The organism is Nocardia sp. CNS-044 (genome assembly GCF_059570515.1).
Map to the genome: position 1 here is coordinate 545475 of NZ_JCANSX010000008.1, position 23238 is coordinate 568712.

The following is a 23238-nucleotide window of genomic DNA, read 5'->3' on the forward strand; positions in this document are numbered from 1 at the left end:
GTAACGAAAGGAAACCACCCCCGTGACCATTTCACGCGCTCTGCGCGGCGTCGTAGCGGCCTCGGCCGCGGTACTCCTCGGCGTCTTGCCGGTCACCGTCGCGCCCGCGCTCGCGGGTCCGGCTGTCCCCGTCCTCGAATCGCCGGGCAAGGCCGACCGCCCGATGGGCTTGGCGCACGCGCCCAACGCCCGCGACATCGGCGGCTACCCGGCCAAGCGCGGCAACCGCGTCGCCAACGGCGTCGTCTACCGCACTGACGCGCTCGCCAAACTCGACGCGGGTGAGCAGCAGAAGCTGGTGGAGCTCGGCATCACCCAGGTGATCGACTTCCGCAGCCCCACCGAGGCGGGCCGCGATCCCGACAAGCTCCCGTCCGGCATCCGCCGCACCGAGCTGCCGGTCTACGACCCCGCCAACGACTTCTTCCTCATGGTGTCCGGGCTGATCCAGGCCGGCCCGGCCAAGCAGCAGGAGGTGCTCGGCGACGGCAAGGCCGCCGAGATCATGCGCACCTACTACCGCTGGTTCGTCACCGACCCGACCGCGCGCGGCCAGTTCGCCACCGCGTTCCGCGAGATCGCGGGCGCCCAAGGCGCGGTGCTCTACCACTGCACCGCGGGCAAGGACCGCACCGGCTGGATGACCGCCATCCTGATGAGCGCGCTCGATGTGCCGAAGGGCCAGATCTACAACGACTTCCTGGAGTCCAACGACAACCTCGCCGCGGGCAACAAGCACCTGCTGGACGCCCTCGTCCAGCAGGGGCTCGTCCAGGATCGGGCGCTTTGGGAGCCGATCGTCGGCGTCGACCGCAGCTTCCTCGACGCCGCCTTCGACCAGGTCCAGCAGTCCTACGGTTCCTTCGATCGCTTCCTGAGCGAGGGACTCGGCATCGACAACGCGACCCTCGAAGCGGTGCGGTCCAAGCTGCTCACCAGGCACTGAGAAAGTCGCTGATCGGCTTCGAGATCGAGGAGCGCCGCCGCCCGGCATCGGCTGGGCGGCGCCGTCGTTCACTCCGCGTCGTCGAGCAGGTGCCGCGGCGCGGCCTGCCGCCACGAGTCGAGCACGATGGCTTCCAGCTCCTCCCGGTCGTCGAGCGCCGCGAGCCGCACCCGAATCCACGGATTGTTCGCCTCGTGCGCCGCGATCCAGAACTTCTCCGGCTCCGCCACCACCAGCTCGTCCCGATCGACCGCGGGGCAGCGCACCGCCATCGACGTCTCGTTCTCCGGCAACGTCAGGAACAACTTCCCCGCCACCCGGAAAATCGGCATCCCCCAAGCGAACTGCTCGCTCGTCTCCGCCAATGACAAGGCATAGGTACGGACATCGTCCCCGGTGGCACTCATGCCCGGAATCCTTCCAGGCGTCACCGACATCCGGCGGGCCACCGGGGCTGCACGCGCTGTCGCGAATTCTCCGCCGGTTCTCGGTCGGCTTTGTTAGCGTCTATTCGCTGACGATTGCCGGTTGTGTGCTAGACGGAGTGTCGTGTGACGTGCCAGTGCTGTCGACGAATCGTTGGAGGCGTCCGTGTCGGATGGATTCGGTGTGGTCAACCGTCGTTCACTCCTCGGAATCGGTGTGACGCTCGCGGCGGGCGTCGCGTTGAGCGCATGCGATTCCGACGAGCAGAGCAGTGGAACTACCGCGACGACCGGCACGTCGCCGTCGGATGATCCGACGGCGGTGGCGGCCGACGCCTACGTGTTCGGTTACCCGCTCGTGTTGATGGACGCGACACGCGCCGCGGCGGGCCCACCGAACATTTTCATCCACGCTGATCAGTTGCCGACACCCGACGACCGGTTGGTGGTCCGGGTGAATCTCGACACGCTCTATTCGCAGGCGTGGCTGGATCTGCGGCCCGAGCCGCTGGTGCTACAGGTCCCCGAGATGGAGCCGGATCGTTACTGGCTGATGCAGATACTCGACGCCTGGACCAACACGGTGCACAATCCGAGCAGCGTGCGGCCCGACGTGCAATCGGGGCAGCAGACTCCGCCGTTCACCTACCTGCTGACCGGGCCGGAGTGGTCCGGTGAGGTTCCCTCCGGCATGACGCGGTTGACGATGCCCACCAATACCGTCTGGGTGATCGGCCGCGTGCAAGTCGACGGCGACGCCGACATCGCCGCGGTGCGGGCGATTCAGGAGAAGATGAAACTCGCGCCGTTGAGCGTCTGGCAGGCCGACCCCGGCCTCGCCACCCCGAGCATTGTCGCCGACGAGAGCCGGCTGTCGGCCAACCCGTCCCGCGAGGTCGCCGACATGGACGGGCCGAGTTTCTTCGCCGTGCTCTCCGCGCTGATGACGGCCAATCCGCCCACCCCGGACGACGAACCCGCCGTGCGTCGTTTCGCGACCCTCGGCATCACCCCGGGCGGCACACCGACTGCCGACGCGGGCGTTCTCGACGCGGGCGTACAGGCAGGCAAGAAGCAGATCGCCGATTTTCGGGACCCGGGGAGCCACAACGCCAACGGCTGGAAGTACTCCACCGACCTCGGCGACTACGGAACGAACTATCCGCTGCGCGCCAGCACCTCGTACTTCGCCCTCGGCGCGAATCTCCCCGAGGACGCGCTGTATCCGACCTTCACCGGCACGGCCGACACGGACGGTGCCGCCCAGCGATTCCGGCTGCATTTCTCCGCCGACCAACTCCCGCCGGTCGACGCGTTCTGGTCCATCACCGCCTACGGCGCCGACAGCTTCCTGATCCCGAACCCGGCGAACATCTACTTCGTCGGCCATCAGATCCCGATCACGAAGAACGCCGACGGATCGGCCGACATCGCCGTGCAGAACGCCGACCCGGGGCCCGCGGTGCCCGCCGGCAACTGGCTGCCGATCCCCGCCGCCGGAAAGTTCTCACTGACCATGCGCCTCTACGCCCCGAAAACCGAAGCGGTCGAGGGGAAATGGGAACCGCCCGCGCTCGAGAAGGTCTCCTGAGCGCGTGTCGTCATTTCGACGCGCTGTACAGAGTCAGGGTGTGGTCGATGCAGCGGGTGACGAAGGCGCTGTCGAGGGGTTGGTCGCTGACCAGGAGACGGAAATACAGTGGGGCGGAGAGGGTTTCGAGGACCTCACGGGGGTCCACCTCGTCAGATAGTTCGCCACGGTCGACGGCCCTGCCGATGACGTGAGAGGTCCGTTCGAAGCGCTCGTTCCAGAAGCGGTGGCGCGCGGCGGCCACGCCCTGGTCGGCGGACAGAGCGATGGTGGTGCCGAGCAGTCGCGCGATGCCGGGGCGGGTTATCAGGTCTGAGATCTGCTCGGCGAGCTGTTGGAGATCTCCGCGCAGAGTTCCGGTGTCGGGTGCGGGATTGCCCACGGCCGCCATCTCGGTGACCGCCTCGGCGATCAGGGCGGTGCGGGTGCCCCAGCGTCGATAGATCGTTGTCTCGGCGACACCGGCTCGGGCGGCGACGTCGCCGATGGTCAAACCCTCGATGCCGTGTTCGACGACCTGATCCAGGGTCGCGGTGAGTACGGCTTCCCGCACTCGAGCGGAGCGTCCCCCGGTCCGCTTGCGCGGAACCGGTGGCGTCACGGGTGGCTCGTTCTCGGGATCGTGTCCGCGCTGGTTCATGGCCCTGTCCACTCGACTAAAAGCTATTTCGATTTGCGTTTAGTCGATACTAGCTCCCATACTTAAAGCCAGAATCGGTAGCGTTAATCCAGGGCTGGAGAGGCAGGACCACCATGGTCGAGTCCATCGAAATTCGTGCGATCGTGGGCGAGGAAGCGGTCTCGCGCGAACAGGTGCGGGCCTGGGAATCACGCCGGGCCGACGCGGTGCTGAAGAAGTTCGCCGCACGCGTGGGACGTCGCGGTATCGCCGAACTCATGCCCGACCGCGCCCTCGATGAGTTGCGCGGCGCTCCTCTCGACGTGCGGCGATCCGCGTTGACGACGCTGAAGACGCGGCTGGGTCATGCCGGTGTCTACGCGATGGTCGGGCGCGAGCTGGCTCTTTCCGAGCGGATGACTCGGATCGGTGTCGCCGCGAGCCGGGGGCGGACCAAACACGCCATCACTCGTCTGGAAGTACCGGGCTTCTCCGTCGAGCGGTTCGCCGCGTGGTTCGACAATCTGACCGCTGCCAACGCCGAAACCGACATGATCGATGCCTGCCCCGACCACTACCTGTTGCGCGGCCTGCCCGACGGACGTCAGGAAGTCGTCGAAACAACCGGAGGATCACCGGCGGTGTCGCGGTTTCTCATCGACTACGCGAAGACCGAGAGCCTCACCATCCCGATCGATCCCGGCTACCCCATCCAGATCGCGGGCCAAGCCCTGCTCGACGACGGTGTTGTCATCGGCGGTGTGCGCCATCAGTTCCGTGATCGCGACGGCACACTCGAGGCCCTGCTGACCGTGCAATTCCCGGCCAGCGTGCCCGCCAGGCTCATTCGCCAACACCAGTGGCATCTGGCGGTGGAGTTCAGCAATTGGATGATCGCGGCGGCGCCGGTCGCGGCCACGTCGTGAGGACGACGCGGACAACGCGGTAGCCGAATCTCCGTCCTTCGAGTCGACCGGCTCAGTGATGCGACACCGGTCGGGGCAAACCGCCGGACGGCGATGTGGGAGCCGGTCCGGGCTGGTTGCGAAGTAGCGGGATCGGCCGTCGCAGATCGACCACGTTCGCCACCTTGAATACGCGTTCCCGCTTCATGATCGGCCCGACTTCCGGCGCGCCGAGCGACACGGTCACGGTGCAGTCACCGGGGCCCAAAGCCAAGAGCATGCCATTGCGAACGATGGCCACGAGTGGCTGAACAAGCACTGCCACACCGAGTTCCAGCGAGAATTCGCCGACCGGGTTCTCACCGACGACGACCTCCAGGCGCGGGCAGCAGGTTCGGGTGACTTCGTGTGCGGACAACTCGACCCGCTCGACTCCGCCCGCGCGGGTTCGCAGCGCAGCGTCGCGCAGCCGTTCGTAGCGGCGCCACCCCGCGACCGCGATCCCGCCGAGGTCGATGTCGAGCAGCCCGTCGACCGTCCTGACCACCTCACCCAGCGCCGTGGACCGCAGGCCCGCCGCGACCACCGGCGCTCGCCGCAGCGCCAGCTCCTCGACACCGCTCGTACGCAGGCGCCTGGCCAGCTCGTCTTCGACGACCTCACGGGCTACGCCGCCGAACAGCGCCAGCCGAGCCGTGATCGTTGCCGGACTCGTCATCGCGGAACCTCCCTTACCTGTAGCCGCGGCTCGCCTACGGTCAGCCGAACTCGTACCGCTGGTGCGTCGGCGGGCCCGGCGACCTCGCGAACGTGGATAGACGGCCTCATATCCCCGACCTGCACACGAACCTGCGGCGGAAGCGCATCGCGGGTGTGCTCGGGCGATGAACGGCCAGGACGTCCGCGCCGCCGATGCGTGACTAGCGCCGCCCCACCGAGTGCCAAGAGGAACGCGCCGAGGCCCAGCGCGTCGGCGAGGCGACTGTCCTGCTTCTCTGTGCCGTCCGGCAGAGTGGTCGGCGAACTCGTAGCGCTTGTCGAATCGACCAACGATTCAGTGATGGTCGTGACGCTCGGACCCGCCGTCGTGGGCAGTGTCGTGACGATCTGCGCGGGGAGAATCTCGATCGCCGTTCTCCGTTCCACACGGTCGTACGAGCTCGCGGCGCAGCCGACCCGAATCGTCTGACCGCCGAGTGCGGCCCCCTCGGATACGGCGATGCGAATACCGAACGAACGGTCGCCGACCTGCGTGTCCACCGATTCGGACCAGCTCGGGGAGACGCGCACCGCTGCACAAGGCCAGCCGGAACCCTGCACGAAGATCTGGGTGCCGCGCTCGGCGGTCGCGGGCGCCGTCAGAGTCGGATCGTAGACAGGATCGGAAGTCGTCGGCGGGATCGTCGGCGTGGGCGGAGGTACGACCGAGGTAGAACTCGTCGGCGGGACAGGGGAGGTTTCGACAGGGGAGGTTTCACAGCATCCGGACTGTTCCGTCGGCGATACGGGCGCGTCGGTAGTGGGCGTCGCCGCAGCCGTCGGCGCCAGACCGACCCCGATCGCCCCCGCCGCCGTCACGGCGACGAGGAACGCTCGCGCCCCGCTTGTCATCACCACCTCCGCAACCCGGATCGTCCATGCTCGATCCGTGCTCGAGGTCAAGCCTTCGCCGCTCGCGACACGCCGACGCGAGTAATCGACTACTTGTTTCGAACAGCTGCCAGACCCGTCCAGCAATCGCAGTGCAACCGAGTGCCGGGGGCTGCCGATCCGCTGCAGCTGTGCGAGTCGCTTCCTGTTGTCGAACTGACCGGCCCGCTCTCAGGGCGCGTGGACGCAGCTCTCGCCGCAGTGACGCCGACGATTCGCGGCAGGCACGAACGTCATTGCCGGGATTCCGCATCGGTGCTGTCCTCATCCGGCACAACGAAGGGCGCGAGTCCCGCTTCGACGGAATCGACCTGAAGGTCCGCGAAGACCACGGTGAGGTTGTGTCCGTTCGTCTCGATCCGCACCTCGTAGAAGGGCAAGCCGCGTGAACGTCCGTCGCGGACTACTTCGTGCGCGTGTCTACTGCGCCGCTGAGGTGGGTGTGGCCGTCGGCGTGGCAGACGATGTGGCGGCCTCGGACGTGGTTGTGGGCGGCTGCGTCGTGGTGGTTGTGCTGGTGGGGTTGGGGCTGACGGTGGGGCGAATCGGGTCGGGGCACTCGCCTTCTCGCACGCCGATGCTGTTGATCTCGTCTTCGGATCGGGGATCGCCCGTGTAGTCGATTCGGTTCGTGCACTCCACGTAGTCGCCCGTGCCGCAGTTCTCGGTGCTGCAGTTGTCGGTGCCGGGTGCGCCGCAGTAGATGGCGCCGCAGTTGTCGGTGCCGCCGATGTTGCCGCAGTTCTCGGTGCTGCAGTTGTCCAGGGGCGCGCCACAGTAGATCGCGCCGCAGTTGTCCGTGCCGGGCGCGTTCGGCTGTGGCGAGTTGGCGTTGGGCTGGGCCTGCCCGGGGTTGCCTGACCCCGCCTGCGGCCCGTCCTGTCCTTGCACCCCACCCGGATTGCCCGGCGCCGCAGTCGAACTCGTCGGCGTCTCCGTCTTCGTCGCGCTGACCGCGGACTTGGTCACCGTGCTCGACGCCGACGCACCGGAGTCCGACTCTTCCGACGTACACGACGCCACCACCAGCACCAGCGCCAGCGCGGTCAGCAGCACACCCATCGCCGCCCGCAACCGCCTACCCACCCACGTCATCCGCACTCTTCTCCTCGCTCTGCCACTGCAGCGTACCCGGGCAGGGTACTTCCTCGAATTCCCAAGGAGACCGTAGTTTTCGGGGCAACGTGCAATCGCCACGGCCAGGTATAAGCTCTCGGGCGGCGTTGCGGCCGACGCGGCCGATGTGGGTTCGGCGCGGAAAATCGGTGGCTGGGCAATGGAACGGTTACTCGTTCCGGTGACGTGGCCCGCCGATCACGGGCCGCCCCATTTGGAGTGGTTATCCTTCAGATGGAGCCGGTGCTCGGCAGAGCCCGATCCCGCATCGAAGGATCGCCCGAGGTGCGAGTCGTTGGTGCTTTCGTGTGGGGAGTGCAGTTGATCGACCGCGTCATCTCTCGGAATCGGCTGGCGGCCATGGTCGCCGTGCTGCTCGCCTCGGGTCTGGCCGTCCTCGGTAGTCCGCGCGCGTCCGCGGCCGATATCGCCGAGCGCAGCTACACCAACGCGGCGGGCACCCGCAGCTACTACCTGCATGTGCCGCCGGGTGACACGGCAGGCAAACCCCTGATGATCTACCTGCACGGCTGCACCGACCCCGAAGCGCAATTGGCCGACAACGGCTTCTCGCTGACCAGGATCGCCGACGAGCTCGGTTTCGTCCTCGCGTACCCGATCCAGACCAGGGAGGCCAACGAACGCTGGTGCTGGAATTGGTTCGATCCCGCCAACCAGGAGCGCGACACCGGTGAGCCCTCGATCGTCGCCGGCATCACCGAAACCCTGATCCAGGAGTTCGGGATCGACCGCGCCCGCGTCTACGTCGGCGGCTACTCCGCGGGCGGCGGTATGAGCACCGCCATGGCGGCCGCGTATCCGGATCTGTACGCCGCCATCGCCCCGATGGCGGGTGGACCGCACGGCATGAGCCTGCAGCCGCCCGGAGCGGATCTCACCGGCGCCACCATCGTCGCGTCGATGGGCCCGCGGGCCCGCCCGGTCCCGGCCTTCTTCCTGCAAGACCTCGCGGATCAGACCAGCCTCTACCCGATCGGCCGTGCCAACATCCTGCAGTGGCTCGGCGCCGACCGGCTGGCGGGCAACCTCACCCTCGCCGACACGCCGACCGCGGTCACCACCACCGCGGATCCGGTCCCCGCGACCATCGAGCACTACATCGAAAGCGACTGTGAGCTAGCACAATTCGTCACACCCCTCGGACCGGACCATATCGGCGGCGGTCTGCTCATGCAGTCACCGTCGGGACTCACCTTGCAGCGCCGGATGATGAACTTCCTTATGGCACACCGACTCACCGGTCCCCAGAAGGCCTGCTGAGGGCAACGGCCCGATGCGTCCAGCGTTTCGGAAAGTCCAGGGAGTCAGTGCTTCGGAGATGGAGCGGCCTGGGCACCGATTCGATCAGGGTCCGTATCCGAATCGCTTGGATCGCAGCGGAATTCGGTCGACGACCGCTATCACGCTGCCGTACTGATCGGTTCGGCCCACGACGAGCTCGTCGAAGCGGAAGTCGAACGCTCGGAAGTCTCGGAGCGGCGGAAAAGTCAACTCGGGGACGCGGGCGTAGGCGGCCAACGTGATATGCGGTCGGTATAGATCACCGAACAACTTGTACCCGGCTGTCCGTTCATAGCGGTTCTCCAGCTCCGAGGCCCCGGATTCTTCCGGATCCCCGCTCGGCGTCCAGAGGCCGTTCGCGACCTCTGCGACTCGACGTTGCAGTGATTCCAGAATCGTCGACTTGTTGTACCCGATTTCCAGGTACCCGTTCGCGGACAATGTGAGGCCGAAGGCGGAAGCGTGCACAGGGCCCTCGATCGACAATCTGTTCAGGTGATCGAGATAGGAGTCGATATTCGTCGTTGCGAACTGGGACATGAATATTGTCAGATGCGGATGGCGGGATGTACCATCGACGTGAAAAAGTTGCCCAGCTGCGTTCAGTGATTGGGCAAGATCGAGGATCTTGCCCACTGTATGCGCATCGGGCATAGCGCATACATTGATCGCCTGAGTTGTGTCACGCATTGTGGGTAAAAACTTTACCATCGCCGCGCGGTCGGTGTCCAGCGGAGGTGTGTATTGGAGATCGTGGGGGTTATCCTCGGATTCATTGGTCTTCAGCCTGTACTCGCCCTTCTCTACGAGCGGGTGATTCGCGGTTTCGGTGTGCGAAGGCTCATCGATTTCGACTCCAGTCAAAAGTGTCGCGTCGATATCGTCTGCACGACCGGCGCGAGCGCGCCGTCGAGGTGGGGTACTTCGGCCGCACACAGAACGCTGGCCCCCGAAGGGGAGGTTCGCGGCTTGGCCGCTGTGGGCACAGCCTTGGGAAAATGGTATCCGCGCAAGGACTTTCGAGTAGAGATGTCCGCGCGGCTGGCCAGCCAATGTGATCACGATCTGGTCGTGCTCGGCGGGCCGGATGCCAACGAGTGTGCACGCAATGTCTTGACTTGGCCGAGCCTCGCGTCGCTGGTTTCGATCGATGCTTCGAACAGCACGGTACGAATCGGTGGTTTCTCCGAAGTGAATTATCGACACGAGTTCTTCGACGGGCGCCCGACTCGTGATCTCTGTGTCGTCATATGCTCGCGCAATGCCTGGTCGGCGAATTCGAAGAAACGGCTCTTTTGTTTCGCTGGCCTCACCACGTACGGCACGGGAGCTGCGCCGCAGTTGTTCTTGGACAGGATCGGTGAGAAGGGTTTCGACCGTCGACAGAAGAAGGCGATCCGCAAGAGCGTCGTGACGCTGATGGTGTTCTCCGCGCATTTCAACAACGGCTACCTGCAGGGTGGTCGGTTGATCCATTTCGAGTCGCACTGATCCGGTGGCAATGTATTACTCGGCTCGCCGACCGGACCACAACGCGACCGGCCACTGAACACTCCGACGAATACGGGCGTCGTTGTTGTGGCCGGCTCGGTACGTCAGACGATCGACTGCGCAGCGCGCAGCGCGTTCGCGGTGATCGTCAGACTCGGGTTCACTCCCGCCGACATGGGCAGAGAGCTGCTGTCGGTCACCCAAAGGTTCGCCAGACCGCGGAATTTGCAGTGCTCATCGAGCGGCGATGTCTTCGGGTCGATTCCCATACGCAGCGTGCCGACGGCATGCGAGAACGTACGCACCCGGTGCGTATAGGAGAAAGTCGCGCCCGTCTTCTCGAGCACTGCGCGGGCCCGCCTGGTAAGCGTGCCGATGGCGAGCTCGTCGCGCGCCGAGTAGCTCGTATCGATAACGAGCTGAGGCAACCCGTAGGTGTCCCGCGTGGCCCAGTCGACGCGGACGCCGTTCTCCCGGCGCGGTTGATCCTCGGCGATACACAGCAGACCGGTCAACTGTTCGGTCATAGCGCCGAGCACGCGCTTCGTCCCCACCGGAAGATACGCCCGAACGAGTGGTCGCGGCGGGGTCATGATCTGTTGGACGCTGCCGAGTTTGGCCAACGGCCGTGCGGCGTTCGGATCGCCGAAGTACCAGTCGTGCAATGCGAGTTGCTTGTGGAAGCGGCGCTCCGGGTCGGGACGTCGTGGAAACACTCCATAGACCATGGCGTTCGCGTGGCGCATCAGATAGCGGCCGACGGCGGCACGCGCCGGTGACAACTTGTCGAGTTCCGATGCCAGCACGAGATGAGGCGAGCCCAGAGCGCCTGCGGCGAGTACGAATCGGTCGGCCTCGACGGCGACTCGTTCGGGCTTGTCGCGGTGCACCACCAGGGCGTGTCGCACCCGGTCACGGTCCGCGACCAAGCGGACAGCGACACTTCTGGTCCACAACGTCAGCCCACGCTGCAGCAGCGGCGCGATGATCCTCGTCGCGACGTCGTTCTTCGCAGAGATCGCGCACGCGTAGGTGTCGCAGGTCCGGCAGGCTACGCAGCCGGCCTGTGTTGTCGTCGCGGTGTAGTTGATCGCGAGCGGCAGACGGAACGGTGAAAGGCCCATCGAGCCGGACGCGTCCGCCAATTGCCTCGAAATGGGCGCCAGTCGACCGGGGGAATGGGGGAACGGTCGTGACCGTCGCGGCGCGGTCAGGTCTCCGCTGTCGTCGCCGCTGACGCCGAACAGTTCCTCGGCCTCCCCGTAGAACGGCTCGATGCTGTCGTAGTCGAATGGCCATGCGGCAGCGGAGGTCGACACGATCTCGGGATCGCCGGTGAAGTCTTTCTCACGAAACCGTATCGCGACGCAGCCGTAGTACACCGACGGCCCTCCAACGCATGCGTAGCTGCCGATTCTCGTACCGTGCCCGCCACGTTCGCAGCGATACGGGATGTCCATCGCGTAGCTCGGTGTCATCTCGAGCGTTGCCTCGTGTCGCCAGGAGGCCGGGCCTCGGTCGACCCAGTCGCCTCGCTCGATCATCAGTACCCGTGCACCAGCGTTGATCAGCCGATACGCGACCATTGCTCCGCCGAATCCGCTACCGACGACGACCACATCGAACTTCGCGCGTGCAGAGGATTCGACCATGTTCAGCTGTCCGTCTCGATGAAAAGAATGGTGCGAGAAGCGTTTTGCGGGCCTGGCTACCGTTGGTGGGGCCAGATGGCCGGATCGCAGCGGCAGGCGTAGAAAGGCCACCCGAGGGTCTTGACCGAGCCCGAGTAGGCGAAAGCCCAGAAGCGGCATCCGCTGTTGTTGCCGCAGATTCGCAACATGTCCCGTTCGAAGCGGTCGTTGCAGGTGAAGAAGTCGGCGGAATGGTAGTGATAGCACGCGTCGTGCTGGTTGCAGGCAGAACGAAAGCTCGGTCCACCGAAAGGCCTGTCCCCCAAGGGGGAACTGCATCCATTCGGCTGCCAGGCGACCGGTGCCGCAGGGGTCGGGTGCGGCTGAGCAGCTGCCTCCGGGCTCGCGGCCAGCACCATCCCCACGGCGAGAACCAATCCGGCCAGCAGCGCGGTGATTCGACCGAGAAGGTACTTTCCGTCTACACCGCTACTTACGGTGCAGCTACCCCGCCGTCGTAATGCGTCGATCGTTGTTCGCACTGCTCTGCTCCCCTTCGGGTCTTGGCCGCCGCTGATCGGTTGGCGACAATGGATGCGCTTGGCAACTGCCAATTTTGAGTAGTGCGGACGGCGAACAGGAGGGGTTGCGCTATGCCAGTCGAACCGCAACGCGCAACATCGTCACGGCGCGAAACAGGTGGCAGCACGCCCCGAAAGCCACTATCGGGAGATGCCGGTCCTGCGACGCCGACGCCACGCCAGGCATTCGGTCTCGAACTCAAACGGTGGCGTGAGCGGCGGGGGATTTCCCAGGAGAAGCTCGGCGAACTCATCCATCGCGACAAGTCGGTTGTCAGCCGCATCGAGGCGGGCAAGCGACCGGTTTCCCCGGAGTTCGCCGCGGCGTGCGAGAAAGTGCTCCGCACCGGCGGCGCCTTGCTCGAAGCGATTCCGCAGCCACCGGTCAGCGCCGCACGGACGGTGTCACTCGCGGAGCTCGGCTTACCACCGGCCCCTCTGCTCGTCGGTCGCGACACCGAGGTATCCGCGATGATCGCGGCGCTGTCGCCGAGAGAACGTCGGGAAAGGACGGCGCAAGTCGGCGTCGTCCGAGGTATGGCGGGCGTCGGCAAAACTGCTGTTGCTCTTCGCGCGGCCCACGAACTGTCTTCGACGTTCCCAGACGGTTGCGTCTACCGGGATCTCGGCGGCGATACGGTCGGCCTGAGACCGACGCGCGGCGAAGACCTCTTGGAGTGGCTCCTTCGCCACCTGCAGGTCGACGGCAAGACGATGCCCGCGACCGTGGCCGAACGCGCGGCGCTCTACCAGGGGCGGATGCGAGGGAAACGAATTCTGTTGGTGCTGGACAATGTCAGAAGCACCGATCAGGTCGAACAAGCCATCCCGTCCGCACCCGAGTGCGCGGTGATCATCACCACTCGCCACCGGCTCGCGGCTCTGGATGCGGCTCTGCACATCGACCTCCCTCCGCTGCGACGCCACGACGCACAGAATCTGTTGCGGGAATTGGTGCCGCCGGAGAATCCGGCGGGTGAGCCGCGCGATGATCGTGATGTCGAGCAGGTCGTCGAGCGATGCGGCGATCTGCCGCTCGCGATTCACGTTGCGGCAGGGATGTATCGGCGTAAGCCGCATCTCGGTCTGAGCGGCGTGCGTGAACACCTCACAGCGCGACCCGGTGGTCTTCGCGCGCTGACGGACGGGGAGCGGAGCGTGGATGTGGTTCTGCGCGCCGCGCTCGGAGAGCTGGGCGAGCCGGAACGCCGCACGTTCCGGCTCCTGTCGTTGCATCCCGGGCAAAGGTTCACACCGGCGGCGGTCGCGGCCCTCGGCGATACCTCGGTAGTCGAGGCCGAGCGCCAACTCGACAAGCTGTGGGACGTGCACCTTCTCACACCTGGCGGCGGGGAGCGCTACGGTATGCACGATTTGCTTCGTGATTTGGGCACCCACGAGTTGGCGGCCGTGGTGTCGTCGGACGAGCGTGATGCTGCGTCGAGGCGACTCACCGAGCTCTATATCGGTCTCGCCGATGCCGCGGACAGCGTCGTCGCGCCGCACCGCAATCGGATGCCGTTGCCCGACCACTTGCACCGCTTCGAGCGGGTGAGCCCGATGGCCGACGCGACGTCGGCGCTCGAATGGTTCGAAGAAGAGGAGACCGCGCTGGTCTCGTTGGTCCGATCGGCATTCGAACGCTGCGACGACGAGTATTGTTGGCACTTGGCGCATATCCTGCGCGGATACTTCTTCCTCACTTGCCGCTTCGAACCGTGGATCTCGACCCACGAATACGCACTCGAATGCGCGCGCCGCTCCGGAAACATCTGGTGGGAGGCAACCACCCGGAACAACCTCGGACTGGCCTACGCGATGCGCGGGGACCTGGAACCGGCGTCCCACCAGTACGAGCTGGCGCTCGAGCTCTTCACCGAACTCGACGACGAGGTGAGCGCCAGCCACACCCTGGGGCATCAGGCGTGGATCCACCACCTGGAAGGGGACTACGTCGCCTCGGTCGACAAGGGCAGGACTGCGCTGGCGGTATACCGCCGGACGTCACTGCGCCGAAACGCGGCGATCATGCTGCGTGAGATCGCCGGATCTCTGGCGTCCCTGCGCCGCATGCCGGAGGCGTCCAGCCATCTCGAATCGGCGATCGCCGAATTTCGTTCTCTCGGGCTGGATCTCGATCTGGCAATGGCCCTCAATACCCTCGCGGAGGTGCATCTTCGGTCCGACGATGTCGACGCGGCGGAAGCTCGGTTCCATGAGGCCGCAGGCGTCGCCCGGATGTGTGGCAGCTGCGCCGAGGAGGCCCGTGCCTTCCGCGGACTCGGCGATACGGCGATCGTTCAGGGACGGCGGGGCGAGGCTTACGCACACTGGTCGTCTGCGCTGACGCTGCTGGACGACCTCGACCTTCCCGGTGCCGTGGAAGTCCGAGCTCACCTGGATGAGATGTCCGTGCACTACCCGGAAACGAGTTGACTCCAGGGGGTGCGTGAAAGTGCAGGCCTTGTGTTGTGTCCGACGAATTGGACAGGGGCGCGGCGCGACTTGGCCCTGGGCACCGCTCAACCGTAGAGGGCGTCCCTGGCGCGGGCATAAGTGTCGCGGATGGCCTGCCCCGTGGCCGCGCCCGCCGCGGAGACGTGGATTTCCACGGCCCTGCGGCTCGGCCACCGCGGAGGAGCGGGCGTGCCCGCGAGGGCCCAGGCGGCTTGGCGGGCCGCGCCGAGGGCGACGTATTCCTCGGGTTCGGGGATCGTGATGGGACGGCCGAGGATCTGCGCGGCGATCGCGCGGACGAGGGAGGAGCGGGCGGCGCCGCCGATGAGGAGGATGCAGCGCGGTGCGATGCCGGTGGCGACGAGGCGGTCGAGGGCGTCGGCCAGGTTGCAGAGCATGCCCTCGTAGGTGGCGCGGGCCAGGTGCCAGGGATGCATGGTACGTGGACGCAGACCGTGCAGACTGCCCGCCGCGTGCGGCAGGTTCGGGGTGCGTTCGCCCGTGAGGTAGGGGAGCAGGACGAGTCCATCGGCCCCCGGGGGAGCCTGGGCCGCAAGGGCTTCCAGTCCGGCCAGGTCGACACCGAGAAGTCGCGCGGAGGCGGTGAGCACGCGCGCCGCGTTGAGCGTGCAGACCAGCGGGAGGAACGAACCGGTCGCGTCGGCGAACCCCGCGATGGCGCCGGAGGGGTCGGCGCTGGGAGCGCTGCCGCGCGCGTAGACGGTGCCGCTGGTGCCGAGGGACATCACGACGTCGCCGGGCTCGAGGCCCAATCCCAATGCGGCACCGGCATTGTCGCCGGTGCCCGCCGCGACCAGTGCGCCCGCGGCGGTGCGGCCCGCGGATTCGGCGGGCCCGAGCACCCTCGGCAGCAGCGGTGTTCGCCCACGGAAAGCGAGAGATACCAGATCTTCTCGGTAGCTCTCCGCCGCGGGCGACCAGTAGCCGGTGCCCGAGGCGTCGCCGCGGTCGGTGACGGGTTCGGCGTCGCGGCCGCGCAGCCGCCAGGTCAGATAGTCGTGCGGCAGCAGGATTCGCCGGGCCCGGTCGGCCAGATCGGGTTCGTGATCGGCGAACCAGCGCAACTTCGTGACGGTGAACGCGGCGACCGGCACGCTGCCCACGGCATCGGCCCACGCGCTCGGACCGCCGAACTCGCGAACGAGGTCCTCGGCCGCCGCTGCCGAGCGAATATCGTTCCACAGCAGCGCGTCTCGGAGCGGCACGCCGTCGGCGTCCAGCGCCACCATGCCGTGCTGTTGCCCGGCCACCGCGATCGCGTCGACCCGATCGAGCAGCCCGTCGCCCGCGGCGCGCAGCGCGTCCCACCAGGCCTCGGCGGGCACCGCGGTGCCGTCGGGATGCGGTGCGGCGCCTCGCTCGAGCACCGCACCGGTCGCCGCGTCGCAGACGACGATCTTGCACGACTGGGTGGAGCTGTCCACCCCGGCCACCCGCGTCATCCGGACCGGTCCGGTCGGATCTGGATCTTGCGACCCACGCCCTCGCGGAAAGCCGTGAGCGCGTCGGCGAATTCGTCGAGCGCGAAGCCGTGGGTGATCATGGTGTCGGCGTCGATCACGCCCTTGCCCATCAACTCCACCGCTCGTCCGAAACTGTGCAGCACCGCCATCGAACCGACGATGGTGATCTCGTCGTTGTAGACCCGGAACGGGGAGAAGGCGGCGGTCGCCGCGCCGGGCGCGACGCCGAACTGCTGATACACCCCGCCGCGCCGGACCCGGGTCAAGCCGTCCTCGATCGCGGGGATCGCGCCGGTGCAATCGATGACGACCTCCCATCCCTGCGGACGGTCGAAGCTCTCGGCCTCGGTCTTGACCGCGTCCGCGCCGAGTTTCTCGGCCACCGTGAGCCGCGCGGTGTTCAGATCGACGACCGACACCGACGCCGCGCCCGCCACCCGCGCCAACTGGAGCATCAACAGCCCCATCGTGCCCGCGCCGTAGAGCAGATAGTGGGCGCCGAGCGCACGCGGCAGCACGTCGAAGGCGTGCACCGCGCAGGACAGCGGCTCCACCAGCGCGCCGTGGCTCAGTGAGACCGAGTCCGGCAGGCGGTGGCAGTTGGCGGCGGGCACCGCGACGTACTCGGCCATCGCCCCGTCCACCGTGTCGCCGATCGCGCCCCAGCGCTCGCACAGATTGCCGCGGCCGATCGCGCAGTAGTGGCAAGCCCCGCAGAACAGCGAGGGATCCACCGCGACCCGATCGCCCGTCGCGACGCCCACCACCTCGTTGCCGACGGCGACCACCTCGCCCGCGAACTCGTGCCCCGGCACGATCGGATACGGCGTCGGCGGGAACTCGCCGTCCACGATGTGCGCGTCGGTGCCGCAGATACCCACCGCGGCGACACGCACCACCACCGCGCCGGGACCGGGGACCGGATCCGGCACGGTCTGCACGGACCAACGACCTGGCGTCTCGATGACCACCGCGCGCATCCCTCTACCTTGCACCCGGAGCGTCGTGCGGCGTCGCATTTCGCGTATTCGCGCTCGCGATCGGGCAGACTGACCCGGTGCGTGAGGACCCGAGTCGACCAGCCGACGATCCCGACCCGACCCAGGTTCGGACCGAGTTCGGCGCGGCGGTTCCCCAGCATCCGTTCCTGGAACTCGCCAGGGGCACAGGAGACTGGATCCGGGCTCGCCGCCTACCCGACGGAATATACGAACTCCAACACCGCGGCGGTGAAGATCCGCGCAGCTTCGAGCTCTACACCTCCGATCACTGTCTGGTCCGCGACCTGCTGTGCGCCTGGCTCGACGACGCTCCGGGATGGTCCGAGGCCGCGGTCTGGTCTCCGGTCGATCCGGCGATCGAGGAACTCGAACGGGTGCGCAGCGAATTGTCCGGGCTGCTCGGCGGTTTGACGATGCTCGACGACCTCGGGGCGGGACTGGATCTGGCGCTGGCGCGCGCCGACGAGCTGATGGGCGATCTGGACGCCGCCGCGCTGGATCAGTCCTGATACCACCATGCGGTGGTGGCGATCTCGGCGCGTTCCAGCGGCAGGTAGGTCCCCGGATCCGACCAGCCGAGCGCCTGCACGGTGACGCGCAGCTCGCTGTGGAAGCAGATCGGGTCGCGCACGTGCCACCGGTACATGCCGAACCGCTGGTCGGCCTCGTAGCATCGGTCGGGCGGAAGCACCTGGGGCAGGCCGAGATACGGCGTCGAGTAGGTGCGGTAGCGGCCGTCGATGTCGAAGTTCCACGCGCCGCCGAAGTAGTCCTCGGTGCCGGTGCCGCAGATGCTCGGGTGGTCGGTGTCGCCGTCGAGATAGAACTTCAGCTCGCCCTCGCCCCACCACCCCGGGTCGCCGGGCCGGATGGCGAGATAGGTGCCCACGTAACGCCCGCGCCCGGTGACGCCGTCGAGGACGGTGTGCACTGCGGGGTTCCCCAGCGGTGCGCTGCGGCGCCACGTGGTGTGCAGGTAACCGGCCTCGTCGGGCACGTCCTCTTCGGTGTAGGTGATCTGGTAGTAGACGGGCACCGCCCGGTCGGAGCCGTTGTGCAACGTGATCCGCGCGCCTCGGCGAAAAGGCATGGGCCAGTAGCTGTTCAGGCCGCCCGCCGGGGCAACCACGATCATCTCCGAGTTCACCAGTGCGAGCTCGTCCCACGCGTTGCAGAAGAAGTCGCCGAGCGGCAGCCGGACGGCGGGTCGCGCCGCGTCGTCCCAGTGCATACGCAGGGTCAGCTCGCGCAGTGCGGTGCGGTCGGTCGTCAGCCAGAAGTGGCGAATCACTCCCGGGCCGAGCACGTCGGCCAGGAGCGCGGTGTCGCCGGGCTCGAGCAGGATCGACGGCGAGACCTTCCATCCGACGCCCAGATCACGGGCGGCGTGTGCGCCGGTGCCATCGGTCGCGCGGGCCCCCATGCCGGGCGCGCCGGTGGGATTCTCCGCGCTGATCGACCGGGTACGCGCGGCATCGAGCCGCCACAATTCCGATGGCGACCCGGCCGCGGTCACAGCCCGGGCCAGCCGTACTGGACGGGTCCGCGCGCCGGTCCGGCCATGCGGGCGGATCCGCCCACGGACGCCGCCACGGGCTCGGCCTGCTGCGGGGAGCCGCCTTGCGCGGCCATCTCGCGGCGGACCTGATCCATGTCCAGCCAGCGCACCTGCTGCACGACCTCCTCGAGATCGGCGGCGGGCAGGAATCCGGCCTCGGAGTACACCAGCAGGCCCTCGCGGAAGGCCATCAGCGTCGGATACCGGTCGACCTGCGCCATCGCGGTCAGCGCCACTTCGGCCTCGGTGTCGACCTTGCCGTGCACGATGTCGGGATGCTGATCGGACGACGCCTCGTACACGGGCGCGAAGTGGCGGCACGGGCCGCACCAGCCCGCCCACCAGTCGATCAGCACGATGTGGTTGCCGTTGACGACTTGGTGAAAGTTCTGCTCTGTCAAGGTCACTGTGGGCAATTCGGGTCCTCCCTGCCGGTTCTGCCTCATGCATCCTGACACGACGTCCGAGGATCAGGAAGGCGGGTGCGCCCGGCGTTGCTCGGCCGCCAGGAAATGCGCGATCTCGGCCGTCGCGGTGTAGAGCTCGCGATAGCGCCGGTAGTACGGCTCGTAGCCGGCGGTGTGCGCCGGATCAGGGACGACGGTGTCGGCCACCGGGTTCCACGCCGAGGTGTCGAGACCGGCCGCGGTGGCAGCCAGCATGGCGTCGCCCAGGCACGCGCCGATGGTATCGGCGGGCAGCTGCTGGGGTAGTCCGGTGACCTCGGAGACGATCCGCGTCCACAGTCCGCCCTTGGTGCCGCCGCCGACGGCGACCAGCCGCCGCGCCTGCCCGCCCGCCTCGGTCATCGCCTCCAGGTTGTGCCGGACGCCGTAGGCGATCGACTCCAGCGCCGCGCGGTACAACTCGGCGCGGCCGTGGCGCAACGTCAGCCCCGCCACGACGCCGCGCGCGTCGGGATCGAACAGCGGGGTGCGCTCGCCCGCGAAATAGGGGAGCGCCAGCAGCCCGCGGCTGCCCGCGGGCACCGCTGCGGCCTCGGTCACCAGCTCGGTGTAGTCGCCGCCGACCAGATCGCGCAGCCATTCGGTGACCGCGCCGGAGGTGGCCATGCCCGCCGCGAGAGTGTATGTGCCCGGCCATGTTCCACAGGTTCCCCAGAGGCCCGGATGCGGGACCGGCTCGGTCAGCACCTGCACCAGGAACATGGTGGTGCCGTACATGATCATGGCGTCGCCGGGCGCGCGCACGCCGACGCTCTCGGCTTCGGCCCAGGCGTCGATGGTTCCGGTGGTGACCGGAAGACCCGCGGGCAGGCCCGTCGCCGCGGCGGCCGCCGTGCTCACCCGGCCGACGATCTCGGTGGGCCAGGCCAGTTCGGGCAGCGCCAATCCGGGCGCGACCGCCTCGGCCCAGTCCGCCGCCCACTCCCGCTTGCGTAGATCGTAGAGCGGCACGCACTGGCTGGCGGATTGGTGATCGAGCACGTATCGGCCCGTGAGGCGGTGCACGAGAAAGGAACTCGCCATCAGCAGCAGCTCGGTACGGTCGGCCACTTGCGGTTCGTGCCGCCTCAGCCAGCGGAGTTTGGGTCCGACCGCCTGACTCGTCAGCGGCGAACCGGCTCGCTCCAGTACGGCGTCAGCACCGAATTCCGCGTTCAGTTCGGCGATTTCGGCCGTTGCGCGAGTGTCGACGCCGTAGAGGACGGCAGGCCGCAACGGATTTCCGGCGCCGTCGGCGGGCAGCATGCACGGCCCGATACCGGACACCGCGAGACCGTCGATGCCGGTCACGCCCGCCGCCACCAGCTCGGTGGTGATCGCGATGAAATCCGACCACCACACCGTCTCCGCGTCGTGCTCCACCCACCCCGGACGCGGCGTCGAGACGGCATGGGCGCGTTCGGCTCTCGCGACCACCGTGCCGTCCGCGCGCACCAGCACGCCCTTGGAGGCCGAGGTGCCGATATCGATGCCGAGGAACACGCTCACCACCCTTCCTGGTGACCGGGCGCGGTCATCGCGGGTCGCGGGTGAACTCGTCGAGCGTGACGCCGAGCAACTCACAGGTCGCACGCACCGCCGCACGGTGGTCGCCCGGCACACCGTGAATGTGGTTGGCGCCGAAGCGGGACAGGAAATCCTCGGCGCGCGCGTCGAGCCGGGCGAACGCGTGCGGCCACTCCCTGGTGGACTGTTTCATCAGCGATTCGTTGGTCTGCTCGTCGTAGGTCTCGAACTCGCCGAGCATCAGCTGCATTCGGTAGTCGCCGTCCTTGCGGGTCAGCCGGGCCAGAGTCATCGTGCCCGGCGCGGCGAGGTGGTGCACCGACGCGCCGCCCGCCGGGAAGAAGAACACCTCCGGATAGAGGTGCACCCGGGCGAGGTTCTCCGCCGGATCGGCGCTGCGGGCGGCGAACCAGGTCGCGTGCTGACCGGAATTGCACAGGTCCCAGATGTCGCGATCGGCGTGGTAGTGCCGGACGTCGGCGAACAGCACGGGGGTCCGCGCGAGGTGCTTGAGCAGTTGCATGGTGAGCGCGCCGTCCATGTCGGCCTCGGTGGCGCAGACGTGGGTCTCCTTGGGACCGTTCCAGTCGTAGGGGTCGTTGAGGAACGCCTCGGTGACGTCCATCGTCGCGAAGTACTGGGTGAGCTCCGGCTGGCCCTTGATCCCGGAGAAATCCAGCCGCCACTGCGCGATCAGCTCACGCACGGCCAGGTACGAGCGGATCTGTCGCTCCAGCAGTTCCGGGGTGAGTTTCGCGCCGTCGTAGTGCACGGTGGCGTGGCGTTCCAGCCACTCCCGCGCGGCCTTGGCCTCACCGGCGTCGGCGCGCTCGGCCCCCCGCACGATCTCCCATTGGTCGATCTCCTCGACGTCGATGCCGAACAGCCGCTGCCACTGATCGGTGTTGGCGACGGCGGTGTTCATGCCCATCGGTCGCCCGCCGAAGCGCCCGAAAGTGCTGCCGCGCAACGCCGAGACCGCCGCGGCCGCCGTGGCGCGCACCCCGATCGCCTCGATCAGCGCGGCATCCTCCGGGTCCCCCCACAATCGGGTGTGCGCGCGACCGATCTGATCCAGCGCGCCGCCCGCCGCGAGCATTCCGACCATCCCCGGCTGCACCGGGTCGATGTTCGAGAGCAACAGCAGCGGACCGGGTGTCGCGCCCGCGGCGAGCATGCTGAAGTGCGGGAAAGCCCAGACGGCGTAGTGCAGCACGGTGAGGTCGACGCCCGACGCGGCCACCTGGCGCGCCACCGATCCGGCCAGCGCGTTGTCGCTGATGATGTCCGTGCCGCGCACCACCTCGTGGCCCGCCTCGGTCAGTGCGGCGACGAGACGGTCCTCGGTGGTGCGGATGAAGTCCGCGATGCCGGTGTGCACATAGTCGCGGCCGTCGGAAATGCTGATCACGCCGATACGGGCCATGCCGTTACCTCCCCGAGGGTGGGTGGGCGGATAGTCGACTCGCTCAACAGATACCAGGCGACCCAGCCGGATCGGCGCCTTTTCGGCGTAACGGAGCCGGGATCGTCACAAAGGCACCGGGCTCAGCGCGGCACGGCGATGCCCGCGGGCGGCGGCGGGAAGGTGAGCGGCGCCAGGTGGACACCGCCCTGTCCCCAGCCCGCGCTGCTGACCCACCAGCGGTTCGCGTGCCGGACGACCTCGGCGGCGTGCGCGGCCACGTGCCCGATCTTGTCGCCGATGCGGAAGCGAAACGGGTTGTCGCTGCGGAAGATATCCGTGCCGACGTAGCCGGGCCGCGGGCCGATGAACAGGTACCAGCGGTCGTCGTGGCGCACCACGAACGGCGACTCGGTGTTGCCCGCCTCGGTGCCGATCGTCGGATCGGCGTAGGCGATGTGCCGCTCGCCCCAGCGCCACAGGTCGGTGCTGAGCCGGTAGGCGACCACGTGGTGACCGCCCTCCGGCGCGCTCGTCGCGCAGTAGTACATGGCCCACTTCTCGCCGATGCGCAGCACCATCGGGTCGCGGGCGTCGTAGCCGTCGCGGAACAGCGGCCCGCCGGGCGCGCGCTCCCAGCGGACCAGGTCGGTGGAGGTGGCGAGGTTGATGGCCGCCCGGGTGCGGTCCGGTCCGCCCGACGCGTAGAACATGAAGTACGTTGTGCCGAAACGGATCACGTACGGCGCCCAGAGATGGGTCTCGCCGTGGTATCCGGGATCGACCGTCAGCGCGGGCTCTTGTTTCGTCCACGGGCCGAGCAGATCGGGCGCGGTGGCATGCGCGAACTCGATCTCGTGGAACGGATCGGCGGGCTCGGGGTGGGTGATGCCGAACAGGTGCCATCCGCCATCCCGATCCCGCACGATCGTGTGGTCGTTGATGTACCACGGGTGCGCCGCACCCGCGCTCGGATCGTAGATGTTCGTGAACCGGCCCGCCCGGACCACTTCCCGCGTCGCCATACGACCATGATCCCGCCGCGCCCGGCACGGCGGGATCGGTTGGCGATTAGTTGGCGCGGACGAGGGCGGCTTCCCGGC

At 67.6% G+C, this 23238-nt stretch carries 21 protein-coding genes; 7 read left to right on the top strand and 14 right to left on the bottom strand.

Annotated elements, in window-relative coordinates:
- Positions 1–22 precede the first annotated feature (22 nt).
- On the top strand, positions 23–946 hold the full coding sequence (locus tag T333_RS21720; RefSeq protein WP_496425632.1) for a tyrosine-protein phosphatase: 924 nt from the start codon (positions 23–25) through the stop codon (positions 944–946).
- 68 nt (positions 947–1014) lie between these two features.
- Here T333_RS21720 and T333_RS21725 read toward each other — a convergent pair whose 3' ends face one another.
- Positions 1015–1353, bottom strand: coding sequence for an MmcQ/YjbR family DNA-binding protein (locus T333_RS21725; protein ID WP_496425633.1), 339 nt, complete (start codon positions 1351–1353; stop codon positions 1015–1017).
- 184 nt (positions 1354–1537) lie between these two features.
- Between T333_RS21725 and T333_RS21730 the strand changes: the two genes are divergently transcribed.
- Positions 1538–2962: a DUF1254 domain-containing protein gene (locus tag T333_RS21730; RefSeq protein WP_357249715.1), complete on the top strand. Its 1425-nt coding sequence runs from the start codon at positions 1538–1540 to the stop codon at positions 2960–2962.
- 10 nt (positions 2963–2972) lie between these two features.
- On the opposite strand, the gene T333_RS21735 is transcribed toward T333_RS21730, so the two are convergent.
- Complete coding sequence (locus T333_RS21735) at positions 2973–3563, bottom strand: TetR/AcrR family transcriptional regulator (RefSeq protein WP_496425634.1); 591 nt, start codon at positions 3561–3563, stop codon at positions 2973–2975.
- A gap of 152 nt (positions 3564–3715) precedes the next feature.
- Here T333_RS21735 and T333_RS21740 point away from each other — a divergent pair, with 152 nt between their 5' ends.
- Positions 3716–4507 carry a hypothetical protein gene (locus tag T333_RS21740; protein WP_496425635.1) on the top strand — a complete coding sequence of 264 codons (792 nt, stop codon included), beginning with the start codon at positions 3716–3718 and terminating at the stop codon, positions 4505–4507.
- 52 nt (positions 4508–4559) lie between these two features.
- Here T333_RS21740 and T333_RS21745 read toward each other — a convergent pair whose 3' ends face one another.
- The 3 genes from T333_RS21745 to T333_RS21755 form a co-directional block, all read right to left on the bottom strand.
- Positions 4560–5204 carry a hypothetical protein gene (locus T333_RS21745; protein ID WP_496425636.1) on the bottom strand — a complete coding sequence of 215 codons (645 nt, stop codon included), beginning with the start codon at positions 5202–5204 and terminating at the stop codon, positions 4560–4562.
- A gap of 1165 nt (positions 5205–6369) precedes the next feature.
- Positions 6370–6516 carry a YxiG-like protein gene (locus T333_RS21750; protein ID WP_496425637.1) on the bottom strand — a complete coding sequence of 49 codons (147 nt, stop codon included), beginning with the start codon at positions 6514–6516 and terminating at the stop codon, positions 6370–6372.
- 40 nt (positions 6517–6556) lie between these two features.
- Entirely contained in the window at positions 6557–7198 is a 642-nt protein-coding gene (locus tag T333_RS21755) for a hypothetical protein (RefSeq protein ID WP_496425638.1), read from the bottom strand.
- A 339-nt stretch (positions 7199–7537) separates the two neighbouring features.
- Between T333_RS21755 and T333_RS21760 the strand changes: the two genes are divergently transcribed.
- The gene (locus tag T333_RS21760; protein ID WP_496425639.1) at positions 7538–8533 is read left to right on the top strand and encodes an extracellular catalytic domain type 1 short-chain-length polyhydroxyalkanoate depolymerase; all 996 of its coding nucleotides are present in this window, start codon (positions 7538–7540) and stop codon (positions 8531–8533) included.
- Positions 8534–8617: 84 nt separating this feature from the next.
- On the opposite strand, the gene T333_RS21765 is transcribed toward T333_RS21760, so the two are convergent.
- A complete protein-coding gene (locus tag T333_RS21765; protein WP_496425640.1) occupies positions 8618–9208 on the bottom strand; it encodes a hypothetical protein in 591 nt (196 codons plus the stop codon).
- Positions 9209–9298: 90 nt separating this feature from the next.
- Between T333_RS21765 and T333_RS21770 the strand changes: the two genes are divergently transcribed.
- The gene (locus tag T333_RS21770; RefSeq protein WP_496425641.1) at positions 9299–10045 is read left to right on the top strand and encodes a hypothetical protein; all 747 of its coding nucleotides are present in this window, start codon (positions 9299–9301) and stop codon (positions 10043–10045) included.
- Positions 10046–10149: 104 nt separating this feature from the next.
- On the opposite strand, the gene T333_RS21775 is transcribed toward T333_RS21770, so the two are convergent.
- Complete coding sequence (locus T333_RS21775; RefSeq protein WP_496425642.1) at positions 10150–12015, bottom strand: GMC oxidoreductase; 1866 nt, start codon at positions 12013–12015, stop codon at positions 10150–10152.
- Between the two features lie 284 nt (positions 12016–12299).
- Here T333_RS21775 and T333_RS21780 point away from each other — a divergent pair, with 284 nt between their 5' ends.
- A complete protein-coding gene (locus tag T333_RS21780) occupies positions 12300–14693 on the top strand; it encodes a tetratricopeptide repeat protein (protein ID WP_496425643.1) in 2394 nt (797 codons plus the stop codon).
- An 86-nt stretch (positions 14694–14779) separates the two neighbouring features.
- Here T333_RS21780 and xylB read toward each other — a convergent pair whose 3' ends face one another.
- Positions 14780–16177: a xylulokinase gene (xylB, locus tag T333_RS21785; protein WP_496425644.1), complete on the bottom strand. Its 1398-nt coding sequence runs from the start codon at positions 16175–16177 to the stop codon at positions 14780–14782.
- Entirely contained in the window at positions 16174–17178 is a 1005-nt protein-coding gene (locus tag T333_RS21790) for a zinc-dependent alcohol dehydrogenase family protein (RefSeq protein ID WP_496425645.1), read from the bottom strand. The genes xylB and T333_RS21790 overlap by 4 nt, the downstream gene beginning before the upstream one ends.
- Positions 17179–17255: 77 nt before the next feature.
- Between T333_RS21790 and T333_RS21795 the strand changes: the two genes are divergently transcribed.
- Entirely contained in the window at positions 17256–17708 is a 453-nt protein-coding gene (locus tag T333_RS21795) for a hypothetical protein (protein WP_496425646.1), read from the top strand.
- Here T333_RS21795 and T333_RS21800 read toward each other — a convergent pair.
- The 5 genes from T333_RS21800 to T333_RS21820 all read right to left on the bottom strand — a co-directional run bounded on the left by T333_RS21800 (position 17699) and on the right by T333_RS21820 (position 23160).
- Entirely contained in the window at positions 17699–18715 is a 1017-nt protein-coding gene (locus tag T333_RS21800; protein WP_496425647.1) for a glycoside hydrolase family 172 protein, read from the bottom strand. The genes T333_RS21795 and T333_RS21800 overlap by 10 nt on opposite strands.
- Positions 18712–19164 carry a thioredoxin family protein gene (locus T333_RS21805; protein ID WP_496425776.1) on the bottom strand — a complete coding sequence of 151 codons (453 nt, stop codon included), beginning with the start codon at positions 19162–19164 and terminating at the stop codon, positions 18712–18714. Before T333_RS21805 ends, T333_RS21800 begins: the two co-directional genes overlap by 4 nt.
- A gap of 63 nt (positions 19165–19227) precedes the next feature.
- Positions 19228–20712 (bottom strand): FGGY-family carbohydrate kinase, encoded by a 1485-nt coding sequence (locus T333_RS21810; RefSeq protein ID WP_496425648.1) that lies wholly within the window; start codon positions 20710–20712, stop codon positions 19228–19230.
- Positions 20713–20737: 25 nt separating this feature from the next.
- A complete protein-coding gene (locus T333_RS21815) occupies positions 20738–22156 on the bottom strand; it encodes an L-fucose/L-arabinose isomerase family protein (protein WP_496425649.1) in 1419 nt (472 codons plus the stop codon).
- 122 nt (positions 22157–22278) lie between these two features.
- A complete protein-coding gene (locus T333_RS21820) occupies positions 22279–23160 on the bottom strand; it encodes a glycoside hydrolase family protein (protein ID WP_496425650.1) in 882 nt (293 codons plus the stop codon).
- Positions 23161–23238 lie beyond the last annotated feature (78 nt).